16 protein-coding genes and 1 pseudogene are annotated in these 19,308 nt (G+C 41.0%); 4 read left to right on the forward strand and 13 right to left on the reverse strand.

Annotation, left to right across the window (positions count from 1 at the left end):
- Positions 1-307 precede the first annotated feature (307 nt).
- Positions 308-2,932 carry a pyruvate, phosphate dikinase gene (gene ppdK / locus IGI49_RS19155; protein ID WP_429965969.1) on the reverse strand — a complete coding sequence of 875 codons (2,625 nt, stop codon included), beginning with the start codon at positions 2,930-2,932 and terminating at the stop codon, positions 308-310.
- Positions 2,933-3,092: 160 nt separating this feature from the next.
- Positions 3,093-4,838, reverse strand: a complete 1,746-nt coding sequence (locus IGI49_RS19160; RefSeq protein WP_429965968.1) for a glycoside hydrolase family 13 protein — start codon at positions 4,836-4,838, stop codon at positions 3,093-3,095.
- 429 nt (positions 4,839-5,267) lie between these two features.
- Here IGI49_RS19160 and abc-f point away from each other — a divergent pair, with 429 nt between their 5' ends.
- Both abc-f and IGI49_RS19170 read left to right on the forward strand, forming a co-directional pair.
- Positions 5,268-6,758 carry a ribosomal protection-like ABC-F family protein gene (gene abc-f / locus IGI49_RS19165; protein WP_429965967.1) on the forward strand — a complete coding sequence of 497 codons (1,491 nt, stop codon included), beginning with the start codon at positions 5,268-5,270 and terminating at the stop codon, positions 6,756-6,758.
- A 114-nt stretch (positions 6,759-6,872) separates the two neighbouring features.
- Positions 6,873-7,619, forward strand: a complete 747-nt coding sequence (locus IGI49_RS19170; RefSeq protein WP_429965966.1) for an SDR family NAD(P)-dependent oxidoreductase — start codon at positions 6,873-6,875, stop codon at positions 7,617-7,619.
- Between the two features lie 112 nt (positions 7,620-7,731).
- On the opposite strand, the pseudogene IGI49_RS19175 reads toward IGI49_RS19170, so the two are convergent.
- The 3 genes and pseudogenes from IGI49_RS19175 to IGI49_RS19185 form a co-directional block, all read right to left on the reverse strand.
- Positions 7,732-9,146 (reverse strand): annotated as a pseudogene (locus IGI49_RS19175) (IS3 family transposase).
- A gap of 210 nt (positions 9,147-9,356) precedes the next feature.
- Positions 9,357-10,319 (reverse strand): permease prefix domain 1-containing protein, encoded by a 963-nt coding sequence (locus IGI49_RS19180; RefSeq protein ID WP_429965965.1) that lies wholly within the window; start codon positions 10,317-10,319, stop codon positions 9,357-9,359.
- 1 nt (position 10,320) lies between these two features.
- Positions 10,321-10,647, reverse strand: coding sequence for a PadR family transcriptional regulator (locus tag IGI49_RS19185; RefSeq protein ID WP_207701722.1), 327 nt, complete (start codon positions 10,645-10,647; stop codon positions 10,321-10,323).
- Between the two features lie 146 nt (positions 10,648-10,793).
- Here IGI49_RS19185 and IGI49_RS19190 point away from each other — a divergent pair, with 146 nt between their 5' ends.
- Positions 10,794-11,891 (forward strand): NAD(P)/FAD-dependent oxidoreductase, encoded by a 1,098-nt coding sequence (locus tag IGI49_RS19190; protein ID WP_429965964.1) that lies wholly within the window; start codon positions 10,794-10,796, stop codon positions 11,889-11,891.
- A gap of 262 nt (positions 11,892-12,153) precedes the next feature.
- Here the strand turns inward: IGI49_RS19190 and IGI49_RS19195 are convergent, their stop codons facing one another.
- Together IGI49_RS19195 and IGI49_RS19200 are read right to left on the reverse strand one after the other, a co-directional pair.
- Positions 12,154-12,789 (reverse strand): DUF421 domain-containing protein, encoded by a 636-nt coding sequence (locus tag IGI49_RS19195; RefSeq protein WP_429965963.1) that lies wholly within the window; start codon positions 12,787-12,789, stop codon positions 12,154-12,156.
- An 11-nt stretch (positions 12,790-12,800) separates the two neighbouring features.
- On the reverse strand, positions 12,801-13,244 hold the full coding sequence (locus IGI49_RS19200) for a DUF3290 domain-containing protein (RefSeq protein WP_207701725.1): 444 nt from the start codon (positions 13,242-13,244) through the stop codon (positions 12,801-12,803).
- 133 nt (positions 13,245-13,377) lie between these two features.
- On the opposite strand from IGI49_RS19200, the gene IGI49_RS19205 reads away from it, so the two are divergent.
- A complete protein-coding gene (locus IGI49_RS19205; RefSeq protein ID WP_429965962.1) occupies positions 13,378-13,899 on the forward strand; it encodes a dihydrofolate reductase family protein in 522 nt (173 codons plus the stop codon).
- Between the two features lie 8 nt (positions 13,900-13,907).
- Here the strand turns inward: IGI49_RS19205 and IGI49_RS19210 are convergent, their stop codons facing one another.
- The 6 genes from IGI49_RS19210 to IGI49_RS19235 all read right to left on the reverse strand — a co-directional run bounded on the left by IGI49_RS19210 (position 13,908) and on the right by IGI49_RS19235 (position 19,290).
- Positions 13,908-14,555, reverse strand: coding sequence for an HAD family hydrolase (locus IGI49_RS19210; RefSeq protein ID WP_429965961.1), 648 nt, complete (start codon positions 14,553-14,555; stop codon positions 13,908-13,910).
- A 151-nt stretch (positions 14,556-14,706) separates the two neighbouring features.
- The gene (locus IGI49_RS19215; protein WP_429965960.1) at positions 14,707-15,738 is read right to left on the reverse strand and encodes an ABC transporter ATP-binding protein; all 1,032 of its coding nucleotides are present in this window, start codon (positions 15,736-15,738) and stop codon (positions 14,707-14,709) included.
- Positions 15,719-16,576, reverse strand: coding sequence for an ABC transporter permease (locus IGI49_RS19220; RefSeq protein WP_429965959.1), 858 nt, complete (start codon positions 16,574-16,576; stop codon positions 15,719-15,721). The genes IGI49_RS19215 and IGI49_RS19220 overlap by 20 nt, the downstream gene beginning before the upstream one ends.
- A complete protein-coding gene (locus IGI49_RS19225; RefSeq protein ID WP_207701730.1) occupies positions 16,573-17,379 on the reverse strand; it encodes an ABC transporter permease in 807 nt (268 codons plus the stop codon). The genes IGI49_RS19220 and IGI49_RS19225 overlap by 4 nt, the downstream gene beginning before the upstream one ends.
- A 5-nt stretch (positions 17,380-17,384) precedes the next feature.
- A complete protein-coding gene (locus tag IGI49_RS19230; protein ID WP_429965958.1) occupies positions 17,385-18,209 on the reverse strand; it encodes an alkaline phosphatase family protein in 825 nt (274 codons plus the stop codon).
- The gene (locus IGI49_RS19235) at positions 18,199-19,290 is read right to left on the reverse strand and encodes an ABC transporter substrate-binding protein (protein WP_429965957.1); all 1,092 of its coding nucleotides are present in this window, start codon (positions 19,288-19,290) and stop codon (positions 18,199-18,201) included. The genes IGI49_RS19230 and IGI49_RS19235 overlap by 11 nt, the downstream gene beginning before the upstream one ends.
- Between the last annotated feature and the right edge of the window lie 18 nt (positions 19,291-19,308).

Consider the following 19,308-nt stretch of genomic DNA (forward strand, 5'->3'; position numbering starts at 1 on the left):
GAATCTCAACAATAAAAAAAACACTAGATACAACAATCCTTAGCCGTTCCTGTTATCAAAACGACTACGAGAAAGTCCGTGTTACCAACATGAAATATCGAAATCTAAGGAAATTATAACGAAAATTGTATCCGTTTTCAAATAATAATTCATTCATATTCGTTCTTTTATTCTAATCAAATTGTTAGGATATAAAATTTGCATGTGAATATAGTGTGAAAACAAAAAAATATCCTTCACTCTGTAAAAAAACAGATTGAAGGATACGCAAACGAAAAAGTATTTTTTTCGAGAAAAACAACGTTTGTTATTGTTTGATCAAGCTCTCCATCCCTTGCTGTGCGAGAGTCATCTTAGCTTGAGGAATTCTAAACGGCGAGCAAGAAATGTAATTTATCGGCAGCTGATTTAAAAAGGCGATCGATTTTGGATGGGCTGCAGCTTCACCGCAAATCCCAATTTTCAAGTTTGGTTTTACCTGTCGTCCTTTTTCAATCGCGATTTTCATCATCGCGCCCACACCAGCTTCATCTAATACTTGGAATGGATCGTCCTGCATGATTCCTGCATCTAAATATTGTGACACAATCCGTGGCGAATCGTCTCGAGATAATCCTAACACCATCTGAGTTAAATCGTTGGTTCCGAAGCTGAAGAAATCTGCATACTGAGCAATTTGGTCAGCCACCAAACAAGCCCTTGGGATTTCAATCATCGTACCAATTTGATAATTCATGCTTTGGCTGAATTGGGCCAATGAAGCTTGGATTGCTGTTTCAATTGATTCTCGCACACGAGCAAACTCTTCGGCATCAATTGTAAAAGGTATCATGATCTCAGGCTGTATTTCGTAGCCTCGCTCATTCATAACCTCATAAGCGGCTTCAATGATTGCCTCTCCTTGCATTTGATAAATTTCTGGATAAGCCACCCCTAAACGTAAACCACGGAAGCCTAGCATTGGATTAGTTTCAGCCAAATTATCGGTTTTCCGTTTCACTTCATTGAAGGTTTTACCCAGCTCTTTAGCGACTTCTCGGCACTCATCATTGTTTTTAGGTAAAAATTCATGCAATGGCGGATCCAGCAAACGAATCGTGGTTGCTTTCCCTTGGGCTGCTTGATAAATGAATTTGAAATCGTCCTTTTGAACCTGCTTCAATTTCTTTAATACTTCTAAGCGTTCATCTAAAGAATCCGCTAAAATTAACTGTCTGAACTGCAACAGACGTGATTTCTCAAAAAACATATGCTCTGTCCGAGCTAAACCGATTCCTGTTGCACCTAAAGCCATCGCAGTTTCGATATCCTTAGGTGTCTCGGCATTCGCCCGGACCTGAAATTTGGCATGACGATCCCAGATTACATGTAAATCATCTAAAGCGACCGTATTGCTTAATTCTTCTAAGGGAATTTCACCGAAATAAACACTCCCTGAAGTACCATCAACGGATAAAATCGTACCTTCTTGGATGGTTTCTTCTCCCACAACCCCTTGAGAATCTTCCATTGTTAACGCCTCACAGCCAACAACTGAACAAATTCCCATTCCACGAGCTACGACGGCTGCATGGGAGGTCATTCCTCCACGGGCTGTAACCACTGCTTCACTGACGGCAATCCCTTCAATATCTTCCGGCGAAGTTTCTTCCCGAATTAGAATTACTTTTTCTCCTCGAGCTTTAGCTAAGGTTGCTGAATCTGCGGTAAAATAAGCTGCACCAACGGCTGCTCCTGGGCTAGCAGCTAAACCAGTCAAAAATGATACCCGGTTCTTCAATGCCTCTTCTTCAAAGCTTGGATGCAGTGAAGCCTCCAAGTCTTTGGCCTCTAAGCGCATGACTAATTCTTTTTCAGTGATAATTCCTTCATTGAACAGATCCAACAAGATAGTAATTGTTGCTTTAGAGGTTCGCTTCCCATTTCTAGTTTGCAAGATGAACAGCTTTTCCCGCTCAATCGTGAATTCCACATCCTGCATATCTTTGTAATGCTTTTCTAGATTTTCACAAATCGCTTTTAATTGCTGATACTGTTCAGGTAGATCATCAGCTAAGGTTTGGATCGGCTTCGGTGTCCGCACACCGGCAACCACATCTTCCCCTTGAGCATTAATCAAGTATTCTCCAAAAAGACCAGGCTCGCCAATCGAAGGGTTTCTTGAGAAAACCACGCCGGTTCCTGAGGTTTCACCGAAGTTTCCGAAGACCATCTCTTGAATATTAACTGCTGTTCCCAAATCATCACTGATGTCGTGCAAGCGACGGTAAGTTTTGGCTCGTTGATTGTTCCAGCTGCCAAACACTGCCTCAATCGCCAGATATAATTGTTCGATTGGGTCTTGTGGAAATTCCCGTTGAAGGCTTTGACGATAAAGCTCCTTGTATTCGTTTACAATTTGTTTCCAATGTTCTGCGGTTAATTCATTGTCAAACTCTAGTTGATTCAATTTTTTTAAGGCAGTAATTCGTGACTCAAATTTTTGATTGTCAATTCCCATAACTACATCGCCAAACATTTGCAGCAAACGACGGTAACAATCGTAAGCAAAACGTTCATTTTGACTGTTTTTTGCTAATGTTTCAACAGTTTGATCATTTAATCCTAAATTCAAGACAGTATCCATCATACCTGGCATAGAAAATTTCGAACCACTACGCACCGAGACTAGCAAAGGATTTTTTTTATCGCCAAAGGCTTTATGTGTTTTTTCTGATAGTTGATCGACAGCCTGCAGGATTTGTCCTTTCATTTCTTCAGTTAAAGTATTTCCCTGATTCAAATAGCACAGACAAGCATCCGTGGTTACAGTAAAGCCGGTAGGAACCGGTAGTCCCAATTTAGTCATTTCAGCTAGATTCGCTCCCTTACCACCAAGCAAGCCCTTCTGTTCTTTTGATCCTTCTGAAAATAGATAAACCCATTGAGTCATATGTTTCTCCTTCTAATCGTTTATTTGGTATGAACTTAGTTTAATACGACACATATACAATGTCAATATGTGTATTAATAAAAGATATAAACGCGTATTAACTAGCAGGATGAACAAAAAAACTGCTGTCCAGCTAGAAATGCTGAAACAACAGTGTTTTTCATACTAATTCCACCACAAAACCATGTGGAGCAATCGTATACTCTTCTTTAGTTATCGTTTGTTGAGTAAATATCGGATCACCTTTTTTACTCATTACTTGTTCTTCCGCCGCTTCATTGAAGATACAACGCAAGGTTTTCCCTAGATAGCTGCGCTGAAAAATAATCACTCGATCCTTTTCAGTCGTCCAGCGTAATTGGCCAAAACTTAAGACATCGGCGTATGTTTTACGCAAATGGATCAGCTGCTGGAAAAAGGCCAGTAATGACTGATCCTGATTTTCCCACGGCATACAACGACGACAATCTGGATCGCTTCCGCCGGCTAAGCCAACTTCTGTTCCATAATAGATGCAAGGCGTCCCTTTTTGCAGGAACATGAAAGCAAAAATACTTCGCAAAAGAGACTTGTCCCCCTTACACAGTGTTAACATACGCGCAGTATCATGAGAATCCAGTAAATTAAAATTCACTTCATTGGTTTGATCCCGATACAAAATCTGCTGATGGTTCATGCCGTCCAGCATATTATCGCCAGTAACCTCTTGGTTTAAGAAGAAAGCTTTGATACTGTCTGTAAATGCATAGTTCATTACAGCATGAAACTCATTCCCCTGCAGCCAAGCCTGAGAGGAATGCCATATCTCCCCTAGAATGTACAACTCTGGTTTTTCAGTCAGTACCCGTTGGTGAAATAATTTCCAAAAGTGATGATCGACTTCATTGGCAACATCTAAACGCCATCCATCAATATCAAATTCCTTAATCCAATACGTAGCAATCTCCAACAGGTATTCCTGTACTTCGGGATTTGCGGTATTGAGCTTAGGCATATTCGGCACAAAGCTAAAGGTATCATAATTAATATTCTTGCCAAATTCTGAGTCAGGTACAGGGTCGTAATGAACTGGAAAAGAATGGATGTGAAACCAATCAGCATATTTAGATAGTCTGCCGTTTTTCACGACATCCTGCCATTGCCAAGAATTTGCTCCTAAATGGTTAAACACCGCATCCAGCATTACCCGAATCCCTCGATTATGGGCCTGATCCACTAATTCCTTAAACAGCATTTTATCGCCAAAATGCGGATCAACCTCTAAGTAATCCACCGTATCATATTTATGATTCGATGGTGCGGTAAAAATCGGACACAAATATAAGCCGGTAATCCCTAATTCCTCTAAATAATCCAGCTTATCAATGATTCCTTGCAAATCGCCGCCAAAAAAATCCTCTCGATCCGGTTTTTTGCTGCCCCAAGGCAAAGTTCCTGCTGGGTCATTCGCCGGATTGCCATTATTAAACCGCTCAGGAAATATTTGGTACCAAACCGTTTTGTGAACCCATTCAGGTGCCTTGAACCGATCAATTTCGTGGAAATAAGGCATTCTAAAATACCCGCTGTCCAACTTCATAAATTCTTCCTGATAAGGAAATATTCCTTGGTCGCAGTAAAAGTACTCATTTCCAGCATGGTCCTCTAAATAAAAAGCATAAGATAAACGACGATAATCGCTGGTCGCTTCAATTTCCCAATAATCATGATGTGCAGTCATTAGACCCTTTCCCATGATTTCTTTTTCTAAATACCATTTCTGATTGAATAAGTAGTGATCTCCACTAATTAACGCAACTGTTTTTACATCCTCTTTCGCAGTTTGCAAACGAATGCGCATCTTATCCTTCGCATATAAATAAGCAAATTCACTCTCTGGTCGATGATAAATTGCTGCTATATTCACGCATACACCTCCATGTTTTCTTTTATTCTAACAAAGTTTAAAACACTCATGCCATAAAAATGTCTACAACTTGAAAAAAGTTGTCACATAAAAAGAATTTTTATGATATTATATTACTAGGAGATAGATTCTATCTTCTGCCTCGTTTTTTACGAGGATCACTCCTGGGCGTAGTTGTTAGGGGAAGCAACTACGTCCACTCATTTTGTTTACTCTGATTTACTAAATTTATCTTAAGGATCGAGGGATCATGCCATTGAAAAACTAAGCGAATAGTGAAAGTTGACTAACTGAACCGATTTGGGTAAAGCAAACGGGATTAGTAGGCAAACTTTCAGGATTGGCTTAATTTTTCAAGGCAAGGTCTCTTTTTTGTCGTCTTTTTGCTGTTCCTGAAAGGATCAAAAATTTTTAACGAGGTGAGCACCTATGGCGACAATTAAAATTGAACAACTAACTTTCGGCTTTGATAAGCAAGGATCGACACTGTTCTCAGAGGCGAATTTATTATTGGATACCCACTGGAAGCTAGGGCTAATCGGTCGCAATGGACGCGGCAAGACGACTTTACTTCATTTATTATTAGGGCATTACTCGTATCATGGACGAATCGATCTGCCAGTAGAAGCAATCTATTTCCCAGCAGCAGTCCATGACAAAGAGCGACTTACCTATGAGGTACTTGGGGAGGCTGAAAATTTCGAGTTATGGGAGCTTGAACGAGAGATGAACTTGATCCAGCTGAATTCAGCTGTTTTATGGCAGCCCTTCTCCACCCTCTCTGGCGGCGAACAAACCAAAGCATTGCTGGCAATGCTTTTCACTCAAACGGATCGTTTTCCCCTGATTGATGAACCAACCAATCACTTGGATGCCCAAGGCCGACAGCACGTAGCGGATTATTTGCAGAAAAAGAACGGCTTTATCGTCGTTAGTCATGACCGCCGTTTCATGGATCAGGTCACTGATCATACTCTGGCAATTGAAAAAAGTCAGCTGATTTTGTATCAGGGAAATTTTTCAACCTATGAAGAACAAAAAAAACTACGAGATGACTTTGAGCAGGCCCAAAACAGAAAAATAAAGAAGGAAGTCACTCGATTGAAACAAACTGCTGCCGAAAAAGCAGAGTGGTCCCATCATCGAGAAACCGATAAATACGGCAAACCTTCCGAAAAAGGCAGCGGAGCGATTAACGACACCGGCTTCATTGGTGCACGAGCTGCTCGGGTGATGAAACGCTCCAAAACCCTTAACAAACGCATGGCTGAACAGATCCACGATAAGGAAGGATTACTGAAGGATCTTGAAGAAATTGATTCTTTGTCGATGGATTACCAGCCGACGCATCATCAGCAACTGCTAAAAGTGGAGAATTTGAGTTTGCGCTATCAGGAAGATTTGTTTGCTGCCCTTTCCTTTGAAGTTAACAAAGGAGAAATTATCGCTCTCACTGGTCCAAACGGTTCCGGGAAATCCAGTATTTTTTCTTATCTATTGGGCCAATTTGAGGGTCAAATCGCAGGCAGTCATCTTCAGCCTAAACAGTTGACTATCAGTTATGTTCGGCAAAATTACGAAGACAACCATGGAACCCTTCAGGACTTTGCAGAGAAGCATCGACTGAATTATTCCGCCTTTTTAAATAATTTACGTAAGTTGGGCATGGAGCGTGCTGTTTTTAATAACCTGATTGAAGAAATGAGCATGGGGCAGCGCAAAAAAGTGGAACTTGCAAAGTCGCTTTCTCAAGCTGCCGAACTGTATCTATGGGATGAACCGCTGAATTATCTAGATGTTTTTAATCAACAGCAATTAGAGGAGCTGCTGTTGCGGGTTCGACCCGCCATGCTAATTATTGAGCACGATCACCGATTTTTAGAGACTATTGGTGCTGTACAAATCCCCTTAGAAAAATAATTATTATCCGATTGCTTTTTACTAGTAATCGGTTTTTTGTTGTAAGCACTATTTTTGTCATTATTCTTAAAACTTGTTAACGTAAATGAGTAAACAAATTAAAGGAGGATTTTTATGAAACGTTTTGAAGGAAAGGTAGCGATTATCACGGGCGGTTCTAGCGGGATCGGCGCAGCATGTACCGAATTATTTTATCAAGAAGGTGCAAAGGTTGTTGTTGCGGATGCGAGTGAAGACGGCGGCGAAATTTTGCAGGACTTATCAATCAACGAAGATACTGGTTTGTTTTTACAAACTGATGTCACAAAATATGAACAAGTGAAAGACATGGTCGCTGCTGCTGTGGAGAAATTTGGTAAGGTAGATATTTTAGTAGCCAATGCCGGTATGTCTAATGATGCACCAATCACAGAATTGTCTCCAGAGGACTGGCAAGCAACAATTGATGTGAACCTGACCGGTGTTTTCTTATCTGACAAGGCAGTCGTGGAGCAAATGTTGCAGCAAAAAGAGCGCGGCACTATCGTTAACTGCGGATCAATCCACAGTGTTGATGCCCGCGAAGGCATCCCAGCCTATGCTGCGTCTAAGGGCGGCGTTAAAATGCTGAGCCAAACGATCGCAGCCAGCTACAGCAAAGAAGGCATTCGGGTAAATACTGTGGCCCCTGGTTACATCGAAACACCTCTTTTGGGTAATATGGATGATGAAGCAACACAAGCATTGGTTGACTTGCATCCAATTGGTCGTTTAGGTCAACCGGAGGAAGTCGCTGAAGCTGTGGCCTTTTTAGCCAGCGACCAAGCTAGCTTCGTGAATGGAGCCACTTTGTTAGTTGATGGCGGCTATACCGCAGTTTAAGCAAAAAAAAGTCGATTGTTGTCTTTTTAAACAGGCTGTAGTGACCCCAAAAAGTTAGACTTTTTCGGAGTGGAGAAATCCACTCCATTTTTCTGTCCTTTTATTGATGATTTTAGGCAACTTTTAATGCCGCTTCTCTAAATTGTACTGGACTCTGCCAGTTTAGTTTTCTCTTCATACGCTCATGATTGTAGTATTGAATATAGTCATCAATTGCTTGTTTCAATTCCTCAAAGCTATGATATTCTCTTCCGTGATAGATTTCCTGCTTCAACAGGCTGAAGAAATTCTCCATGATCGAATTATCCAAGCAGGTACCTTTACGAGACATACTTTGGAAGATCTTATGTTTTTTCAACGTATGATTATAAGCTTTCATTTGATAGGCCCAGCCTTGATCGGAGTGAAAGGTTCGTCGATAGAGGCAGTCATTTGTTGCTTGGATCGCTTCCTCTAAAGCTTCCATGATTGCCGATGCGTTCGGTTTCTCTGAAATGCGATAAGAAATAATCTCACTGTTGAACATATCTAAAAAAGGATCAAGATATAGCTTCTTTTCACGAATGATACCGGATTTGTCCGGTTCAAAATATTTTAGCTCTGTCGTATCTGTTGTAATCTTTTGATGGCAGATACTTGTGTAAAAGCGTCGATGAATTCGATGCTTCGCAATCGTACCGATTTTTCCACGATAAGAGTTATAGCGGCGGGATTTCCTCGTAAATGATCGGACTTCAATTTCCAGCTTTCGAATCAACCGTTGAACCTTCTTCTTATTTACAAGGAATCCCCGATTTCGCAATTCTTTTGTCATACGTAAGCAGCCATAATTCGTATGCTTTTCTCTTATTAGAAGCATTTCCTTTTCGATTTCCTGATCTGGATTTTTTCGATCAAACCGTTTTTGCCAATACATAAAGGTTGATTTAGGAAATTTCAAAGATTCAAGAAGCTCAACTAATTTGAATGATCCTCGGAGGCTGTCGATGATTCGTGCGATTGATTCTTTCGTCTTTGTTGGGCTTCCAGTTTTCGCAGCTTCCTCAATTCTTTTAAAAAGGCATTCTCGATCTGAAGGGAACGCACTTGTTTTTCCAATTCCTTGATGCGATCGCGTTCTTCCGGTGTTTCTTTCTTTGTTTTCTTCTCTTCTTTTTTCTTAGGCAAAATAGGTGGACGTCCTTTCGTTTTTGAGAGTCCACTCATTCCTTCTGCACGAAACATTCTCATCCAGTTGGCAATCAAAGCAGGATTATTCATCCCTAAATGATTCGCCACTTCGCGATAGGACAACTCAGTTGTTTGATATAACTCTATCGCATCCATCTTGAATTGAACAGAATAATTTTGATTTTGCCGTTTTCTAAAGAGTCCTTCTTCACCAAATTCTCGATAAGAATTTACCCAACGCCTCACTTGTATCTCATTCTTTACTGCGTATTTCTTTGCCAGATATCCATACCCTCCTTTCCCTTCTAAATACTCATGAATGATCTTTAACTTTAGTTCTAGACTATATTTAGCCATAAAAATACCGACCTCCAGAAGTTAGATTTTTGGTCTAACTTTTGGGGGTCGGTACAGGCAGCAATCGACTTTTTAATTTGAGCACTTTCACTTTATTGCATCAAATGGCAGCTCCCAGAAAAAACCAAAGAAAGATACTGCTCTTTTGAAAGCTTAAAGGAGTTCCCTGCTCTTCTCCAAAAAAAGAAGCAGCGGAAATTCCGCTGCCTGCTAAGCTTTTCTAAAGATATTAATTAACGCCTCATGCACAACCCCGGCAATCACAAAAATAATCCAGCTGAAACCCCAGGAGCCACTAAGAAATGACCAAACAAAATAGGTGCAAACAACGACCGGCCAATAAACTTTTTCTAAAATAATCCCAATTGGTGCTGCTTCACCATATCTTTCCTTCCGAGCATTTGGCCCCAGCTTATCATCATCTAAAATAAAATAGCGATTATCGATAAACTTACTATGGCTGCTGTAGTACAAGCTGCCGTAAACAATCAGAAAAACACCAGTGGCAATGAAAATAAACATTAGAGGGATACCGATCCCATTCATATAGTAACCTGAAAAGAGAAAAACAGGAACTAAACTCAATACACATAATCCTATTCCCAACACTAAACTAAATTGAAAGCTCTTTTGGTAAGTACTTCTCTCAGTTCCTGCCAGCTGCTGAACAGCTCTTGGTACAAAACGGTCATTTAGCGGCTTGCCCTCTGAGGACATCTGCATGCCATTATAAATAATCAACCCTACTCCTGTGGCGATACAAACGAAAAATGCTGCTAAACCTAAGCTGCTGGCATAACCAACAATATTAGCGCCTAAAATAGCGGCGATCGATAAGATGCAAAAGGAAATTCCCAAGCTCAATCCAGAGGCACTGCGCTTGCGTTTCGCCATAAATTCCAGCATTTCCTCTTGGCTGATCGGATCTTGGTCAAAATCAGTTTCAACTTCTTCTTCGTTCGTGCTAAATTGTAGTGTTTCTTTAAGCTCGTCGACGGAACCGAACTCGCTGATCACGGCACCAATAGCCTCGTGCTCACTCTTGCCTTCTTCTCGTAAAGACCAATAATGATCCTCCATAATCGCCAGCAGCTCTTCCTTGGCTCGCTGAACTTCATTCGTTTTTGGAAATTCAATAAACAAGGTTTCCAAATAATTTTTTATTGTGTCCATATTATCCCTCTTTCATAAATCGGTTCACAACCTCTTTGGTCTGCTGCCACTCTACACGTTTATCGGTCAGAAATTTTTTACCAACCTCCGTGATTCGGTAATACGTTCTTTTTTTCCCGTGAGTTACCTCTCCCGGATAAGGTTGAATCAGTCCGTTCTTTTCTAGACGATTGAAGGCCGAATACAAAGTCGTCTCTTTGATTACATACAGCTCTTCAGTTACTTCACGAATACGTTTAGAAATCTCATAGCCATAAGAATCCCCTTCACTCAAGACCGACAAAATGATCACATCATTGTAACCGCGAATGCCATCGCTTGAAATCATTTTGCCACCTCCAAAAATTACTTCATCTGTCGTTGTAATCAGTATAGCGTAATTACTACGACAGGTAAAGTAAAAATACAAACTTTTTTCTGTTGTTTGTTTGATCAATTTATGCCAGAATGAATAATCAGAGAGAAGGGATTAATATGGAAAAAATTGCCATTATTGGGGGCGGCATTATTGGATTAACCCTAGCTAATTATTTGGACAATAAGAAATTTGACGTCACCCTCTATGATCAGTCCACCGGACAAGCAACTGGAGCTAGTGCCGGCATCATTTCTCCTTGGCTGTCCAAACGACGTAACAAGCAATGGTATGCCTTGGCCAAAGACGGAGCAAACTTTTTCCCACAGCTGATTCAAGACTTTGATCTGGATGACAGCATTTATCAGCGTTCCGGGACGCTGCTGCTGCGAAAGCAAAAGCAATTAGAAGAACTCTACGAATTGGCTAAAAAACGTCGAGAAGAAGCTGCAGCAATCGGCGAGATCCGTTTATTCACAGAAACAGAAACAGCTGAGCATCTTCCTTTATTAAAACCAACAGCTGCTTTGCATATTTCGGGTGGAGGACGTTTGGATGGTAAAGCCTACTTGCAGCGGTTACGTTCGCTGGCGAAAAATAAAGGTATTCGATTGGTTAACCAATCGGTAACACTAAAACAAACCGCTTCATTAGAAGTGGTAGTTGATAAGCAGACCGTAAACTATGATCGAATTATTTTAACACCTGGGCCTCATTTGAAAAATCTGCTAAAGCCCTTGGGTTATCACACGGACATTCGTCCCCAAAAAGGACAATTATTGACATTTCAAACAGATTATACTGAATCAGCCAACTGGCCGGTTGCCATGCTGGATGGTGAAGCAGATTTGATCCCCTTTGCTGAGGGGAAAATCTTATTGGGTGCTACTCATGAAAATGATGGCGGCTGGGATTTGACTGCTACCAAAGAAGCTTTTCAGCAATTGACCTGTGGGGCTTCTGAATTTTTAGCTGATCCAGCCAGGCTGTTTTCAACGCCTTATAATTATCGAATAGGAACTCGAGCCTATACTTCCGACTTTGCACCGTTCTTCGGTCTGCTTCGGAACGAGTTACTTGTCGCCAGCGGTTTAGGCTCTTCTGGATTAACTACTGGCCCTTATATTGGGTATCTAATAGCAAACTATTTGAACGGCGAAACAATAACTGACTGGTCTGCTTATCAGAAACCTTTAGAAAACTATATTCATCGATAAAAAGAGGGTATACAAAAAGTATTTAGTTTCTCATCCGAGAGGTAAGCCGAAAACAGCTTCAGATATTTTTATGATTATCCGGTCTATTTCTAAGGAATTGCCTCAGTTACACCGATTACTCATTAAAAAGGCTGCGACGTTTGTCACAGCCTTTTCAGTATAAAATTATCCGCTTGAACCACTCTTTTTTATGGAACAATAGCAACCAATTATTTACTTAATCAAAACATTCTACTCCTGCACGATAAGATCAGGTCAATAATTATTCTTTATATCCGCTCAAACGCAATTCTCCTGAAACATACTCCCCTAAATAAATGGCTGAAACACCTGCAAACTCCCGCTTCTTGACCTCCTCATCCAGCCAATTCTGATCCTTGCCAATTAATTCCAGCACATCCTCATTTGACTGACCATCCACAATAATTGGGTAACGAATGTTCTCATCACCGAACTCAATAATCGTCAGCTGACCATTTTGCTCCAAAATTGCCCGCTTAACCTTTTCTACTTCATAAATTCCGTTGCTGCGCAATTTAAACATCAATTCATTGGCAGAAATCCCGTGCTTTAAACATTCCTGAACATCTACTTGTCCGTTTTGAATCAAATTCACTGGCTTGCCATCGATCAATAATTTCACATAGCGATTATGCTCCTTCATAAATTTCAGCAGCATTACCAAAAATGTCCAAATGACTAGTACCAGTACAAATTGTAAAACCGTAATCGAGTCGTTGTAAATGACACCACCAATAATTCCACCGAGCACATAATTTTGTACCGCATCCATCGCTGAGGATGGCGCCAAGTTGCCTTTTCCCGAGATATTGATTTGAAAAATCAAACAAATGATACCTAATGCAAATTTTAAAATGACTGGATAATATGCTGCCATACTCTGCCCCCTTACTTACTAATCTCTACTTGTGTATTCATTAAATAGGTTTCGGTCAGTCGGTAGGAGCTTTGATCTGCACTCAAATTAACCGTGTAATAAGTATCTTGGATCTTCACTACTACCCCATCAGTTAGTTGAACCGAGTTTACCAAAACATCTTCTTGGTCAATGGCAAATTCATTGGCCACTTCTTTGACAAAGGCTACCATTTGCGACGACTGTGTATAGCGACTTTGATTTTGTGCATAATCGGAATATTGAACCCCCAGCATAAATACCAGCAGTAAGAATAGCATAATACTTAAATCCCGATACTTGGTTTGAATTCGATGACGCATGTACAAGCTGAAGGCCACAATCATAAAAATCAGCGCCAGAAAAATAATGCCATATTTAATGTAGTCGTTTAAACTCGTTTGGTTTTCGATGTAATTAATCCCATAAAAAGTCATCTGCCTTCCTCCTCTCCTTTATTTTAGCGGTTTTCGCTACTTTCAGCAAAAGACTGCTCTTTACTTTTAGGCAGAAAAAGACGAATGTACTAGATGCTTTGCTATACTTATAACTAGCAAAGGAGCGGATAATATGGGAAAACTTGTCTTTTATGGTGCTATTAGTTTAGATGGGTACTTGGCCGGAAAAAATGAAAATTTGGATTGGCTGCTGCAAACACAAGTAGGAGATCACACCAGCTATGAGGAATTTATAGAAACGATTGGAACCGTGGTTATGGGACGAATTACTTATGAAGAAGCCTTGCGGTTAAATGATAATCAGCCGCTGTACGCGGATCAAAAAATCGTTGTTTTCTCCCACAAGCACCAGACGGTTGATGGTCAACTCACCATTCACGAAGATCCCGTCAATTATGTACAACAGATGAAGGCACAAGAAAAGAACGATATTTGGCTAGTAGGTGGTGGTACGTTGTTGCATCCCTTATTAGAAGCTGATCTTATCGATGAATGGTTCATCCAAATCGCTCCAGTTTTGCTGGGTGAAGGTAAACAATTATTTGAGCCTCATGGTCTGGCTGCTCGATTGGAGTTTATAGAAACCCGTCAATTTGGCGAGCTGGTCGAACTGCATTATCGCAAAAAAGCTTGATCGATTGATCAAGCTTTTTTGTACTGGTGGTTAAATAATTCCTGAACTTGTCGAAACTCCCTTACCTCAGGCGGAAAAGTCATTTCTTTTGTCAGTTTATTGGGATAAACATAAGTCTCTAATCCGGCCGCTACTGCTGCCTGTGCCCCTACCGGACTATCCTCAATTACAACAGCGTGCTCAACCATTAATCGGTTTAAACAAAGTAAGTAGCCCTCAGGATCCGGTTTACCTAACTGTAGATCGTCAATTGTAACGAATACATCAATCTGCTTCTTAATCGTTGGATGTGAATCAAAGTAATAAGCTAATTCCAGCATTTCTGAATTCGAGACCACCCCGATTTTCCATTGCTGTTGACGAGCCAACTCTATTAACTCACCAATTCCTGGCCTTAGCTTAGCCTCGGCATAATTTCTTTTCTGATCTACGACAATTTGCTGAGCAAAGCTTTCATCATCTATCGGCTGACCAATATCTTGGCTAAGCCTTTCATAAAAAGAAAGCTCTGCCGCCGTACCAACTCCCTGCTGGTATTCTGCAAAAGGAATTTGGTAATGAAACTGTTCCATTAAATAATTATTGATGCTCTCGTAAAACAACCATTCACTGTCAATCATCGTTCCATCAAAATCAAAAATAAGTGCTTTTGTCATCTACTTCTCCTTTCACCAATTGTACAAACAACAGTGTTCATGCCTGCGTCACTTTTCAACTCTACAGCTTCAGCATAAAAATCACGACTTGAAAAGTCAATGGTAAAAGAAAGCTTTCTACAATAAAACAGTATTCATTATTCTTCTGGGACTAGCTCTGCTGAGCAAAATGCTGAGCATCAATCTCTACAGGAATAGCTAGAATGTCCTTCAGTTGGATATACAAGGCCTCACCAATTGTTTCTTCGTGATCATTCAAACGATCCACCAAAATTTCTTTGCCTTCCAGTGTCTGGAAAACATACCGTTGGATATTGCCTAAAATAAACGATTCCTTCAAATGAACCGGAATCTTAACCCCCTGAGGAATCGGTTCAAACTGAATTAGTTCTGGCCGTAAATAATAAATATAGCGGTTGCCCTTAGCAGAAAATTCACGGGTATACTGATCCAGCTCATACCATTCAAAACGATTATAGTTGCCAATAAATTCAGCCACAAATCGACTCTGAGGATTTTGATATAGCTCCTTCGAATTAGAAACCTGAGCCACCCGTCCGGCTTCCATCACAAAAATCCGGTCACTGATACGCATTGCTTCTTCTTGGTCATGAGTTACAAAAATCATGGTCATACCCAAAGACTGCTGTATGTTACGTAAATCCCGCTGCAACTGTTTTCTAATTCGTGCGTCTAAAGCACTTAAAGGCTCATCCAGCAGCAATACTTTAGGCTCGGTAACTAAAGAGCGGGCCAACGCGACTCGCTGCCGTTGACCTCCAGAAAGAAACTGGACATTTTTATCAGCATGTTCGGTCATATCAACCAAAGCCAGAATTTTTAGTACCTTTTCATGAATTGCTTCAGCACTCAGCTTCTTAACCTTTAAGCCAAAGGCAACATTCTCAAAAACCGTCATAGTAGGAAACAACGCGTAATTTTGAAAAACGAAACCAATGTTGCGATCCTTTGTAGGCTTGTCAGCAATATGCTCATTGTCCAACACAATCTCGCCGCTTTTTGGTTGTTCTAATCCAGTGATGCAGCGCAGTAGGGTTGATTTCCCGCAACCACTAGGTCCCAAAAGGGTTACCAGCTCACCTTTTTCAATCTGGATTTCGTTAATATCTAAAATTTGTTTTTCATCAAAAAACAGCTTAAGATCATGTATTTCTAAAAACATTTTCCGTCACGACTCCTTTAATATCTTCATTTCCAGACTGCTTCACCTCGGTGTTCTGTTTAACCGTTAACCGTTGCTTCTGTCGGTTGGTCAGCATAAAAGTGGTCAACGCAATTCCCACCATAAACAGCAAATATAAAACCATTACAGCACTTGCCAAATGGCCATTCTCGTTCATCCGCCGCAGCATGTAAATCCGCACTGTTTGAAAGCGACCCCCGATTAGCAGATTCGTCAGCATATACTCTCCGAAAACGGAAGAAAAAATCATCAAGGAAACTAACGTCGCCCCGATACGAATATTGGGAAAAAGCACACGGAAGACGATTGTGGATATTGGTGCACCTAAGGTTTCTGCTGCATCTACTAATTCCTTCAGATTGATCAAGCGCATTTGATTATTAAGACTCAGAAACACAATCGGCAAAGCCGTAACGAATAAGGCGCCCACCAGCACAACGAACATCGGGATTCCCGTTTTGGCATAAGTTCGCAGCAAGGCAGTCACCAAAATCACGCCTGGCAAAGCATACGGCAATAGTACCAGCTTTTCCAGCCAGCGGTTCAATCGAGGAAAATACAAATGAATCCAAATAATTGTAGGAATCATTAGCACTAAGATCGTTAACAACACCACTCCCGCCAGTAAAATCGAACGACCTACAGCAGCAATAAACTCCCCATCCGTCAGCAGCTGCTGGAACCACTTCAAGGTAAAATCACTGGGTAGAATCGTCTTTGACCATTTAGTGGAGCTGGCATATAAAATAGTGCCGATAATTGGCAGAAAATAATAAAGACCAAAGCAGGCCAAAATCGGTTTAACTAGTTTTTTCACGATTGAACCACCTTGCCCTTCTTTTGAATAATCAACATTGCTGTTACCAGCAGTATGCCTAACACCACTGCCAATGCACTACCTAAATTGGGTTTAGCAAATACATCCCCAGACACCAAAGCCGCAATTCGAATCGTTAAAAGGTTAACATTACTGCTAGTCAAGGCATAAGCCGTCTCATAGGTACCCATGCCATTTGCAAACAAAATAACAAAGGTACTAGCAATCGAAGGACGTAAGAATGGTAACGCTACTTTAGTCCAAGCGTAGGTTGATGAAGCGCCCAACAATTGCGCGGACTCCAACCATTCCTTTTTCACTTCCTTCATGCTGGGATATAAGAATAAAACTCCCAATGGAATTTGGAAATAAGTATACGTAACGGTTAATCCCCACCAAGAATATAAATTGAAGTCCGCCAAAAATGGCAGAACCATTTTCAACACACCGACATTTCCCAACAAAATAATGAAGGAAAAGGCCAGCGGTATTCCGGCAAAATTAGCCGCCAAGTTGGAAACAAAAGTAATTTTCTCCTGCAGCTTAGCAGATAAATTCATCAGGCACAGACATAGAATAAATGTACCGATCAAACCAATAATGCTAGAGCTGACAGCAATCAGCACACTATTGACGAAAGCTTGAGTATAGTATGCGTTACTGAAAATATCGCTGTAATTTGACAAGGTCCATTGATTCGTCAAATCACTGCGCAAACTGCCTAAAATCATAAAAATTAAAGGCAGTAATAAAAAGGCACAGAAAACAAAGGATGCCGGAATAAGAATCAAGCGTTTCTTCATCTATTTCATCCTTTCATTAGCACTTGAATGTCCGACATTTTTTCAGACGGTGCAATTCCTAATAACCAGCAAAACAACGGAGCAGCCATCAGTTGCTGAAAGTGGTCTTCTTGCAGCTGCTCCCGTTTGTTTGAAATTAAATAAAAAGGTACTTCCCGATGTGCTGCTAGGGTTCCACCATGCAACCCGTGCTCATCCATCCCATGATCAGCCGTCACTACTACTTGATAGCCCTTTTGCAGCCACTCTGGAATGCAAATAGCCAGTAAGCTGTCCGCCCGATTGACCGCTGCCGAATATTCCCGAGAATCAGCCGTAAACTTGTGACCGACATCATCAATATTCATAGAATGTACCAACAAAAAGTCTGGCTGATACTGATTGACTAAATAATTAGCATCCGCAAATAGATGGGAGTCGGGATACGTATCCTCACTATAAAAAATGCCATGCTGAATCAGTCGTTCCTCCTGGTGCTGAATTCGATCAACCAAAATATTATAGGGGGCTTGATTGTACAACTCGCTGTACCAGTGGTAAGCAGCAGCTCCTGTTTTACCGCCAGCTTGCTTGACTAACTCAAACAGCGACCACTCTTTGGATCGCTGGGCATGGTAATTGCTATAAATGCCATTCTCATAAGTAGGTACCCCCGTCATCAACACTTCATATAAGGGACGGGAATTGCTTGGCATTTCACTTTTCACCTTCAGTAAGCTTGCTTGTTGATGCTCTACTAAGTGATTCATGAACCCAAGTTGGGCGACGGCTGTGTCGTAACGGCAGCCGTCTAAAATAACCACTACTAGTTTGTCTAGCTTACTTTGCATGAGTCAACACCTCGGCCTGCCAAAGTTCTGGAAGTTCTACTGAGGTTTTGTCCCAAGCTTCATTGTCTTCAACCGGCACAGCTGCTTCATAGGCAGAATCCGGTAATAGCTTTTCTGCTACTTCCTTCGGTAATTCTACCTCACGAATTGGTCGTGCATAGCCCTTTGCCAAGTTAATTTGACCTTCATCAGATAAAATATATTCCCGAGCCAATTTTGCAGCGTTTGGATGAGGTGCATTCTTGTTAATCAAAGTAGTGTAACCACTAATGATAGAACCATCCGTTGGTACTGTCACTTCGAAACGTTCTGAATCAATTTGATCGCGATAATTTAGGCCGTTAAAATCCCAAACGACTGCTACATCAATTTCACCCTTTTCCAGATTAGCTACACTAGCATCGACTGTCGATATGCGGCCATTTTCAGCCATCTTTTTGTAGTAATCTAAACCTGGTTGGATATCCTTTTCGTCACCACCGTTAGCAATAGCCGCAGCCAATACAGCGAACTGTGCTTGGTTAGCAACAGTGACATCACCAACACTAACTTGATAATCCCCTTCTTGCAGTTCTTTCCAGCTAGTCGGTGCTTGCTTCACATTATCTTTGTCCGTAATAAAAGAGATCGTTCCAGTATAGCTTAACAACCAATCCCCATTATCATCTTTCGCCCAATCAGGAATCTCTTCCCAGTAACTCGTCTTATAAGGCATGGTCAGCTCTTTGCTTTCTGCCAAAGGTCCAAAGCTGATTCCAACATCCCCAATATCAGCTGTCCCGTTTTTCCCTTCGGATTCAAATTTTGCTAATTCTTCCGCGCTAGACATGTCAGTATCTACATGACTTAAACCATATTCCTTTTCAAGGTCCTCCCAGGTTCCTACCCAGTTGGCCCAAGTATCGGGCATTCCTAAACTGGCTACTTCCCCTTCTTCCTTGGCTTTTTCAATAATCGTATCTAAAGAGTCATCCTCAGCAGCTGATTGCTTTTCGGCTTCACCTGATCCACAGCCTGCTAGTATTACACTTAGTGTTGTCATACAAATTAAACCCATTGTAATGTTACGAAATTTTTTCATTCATCTATCCCCTTTCGA

It is taken from the genome of Enterococcus sp. AZ071 (assembly GCF_050499065.1).
Taxonomy (GTDB): domain Bacteria; phylum Bacillota; class Bacilli; order Lactobacillales; family Enterococcaceae; genus Enterococcus_A; species Enterococcus_A ferrettii.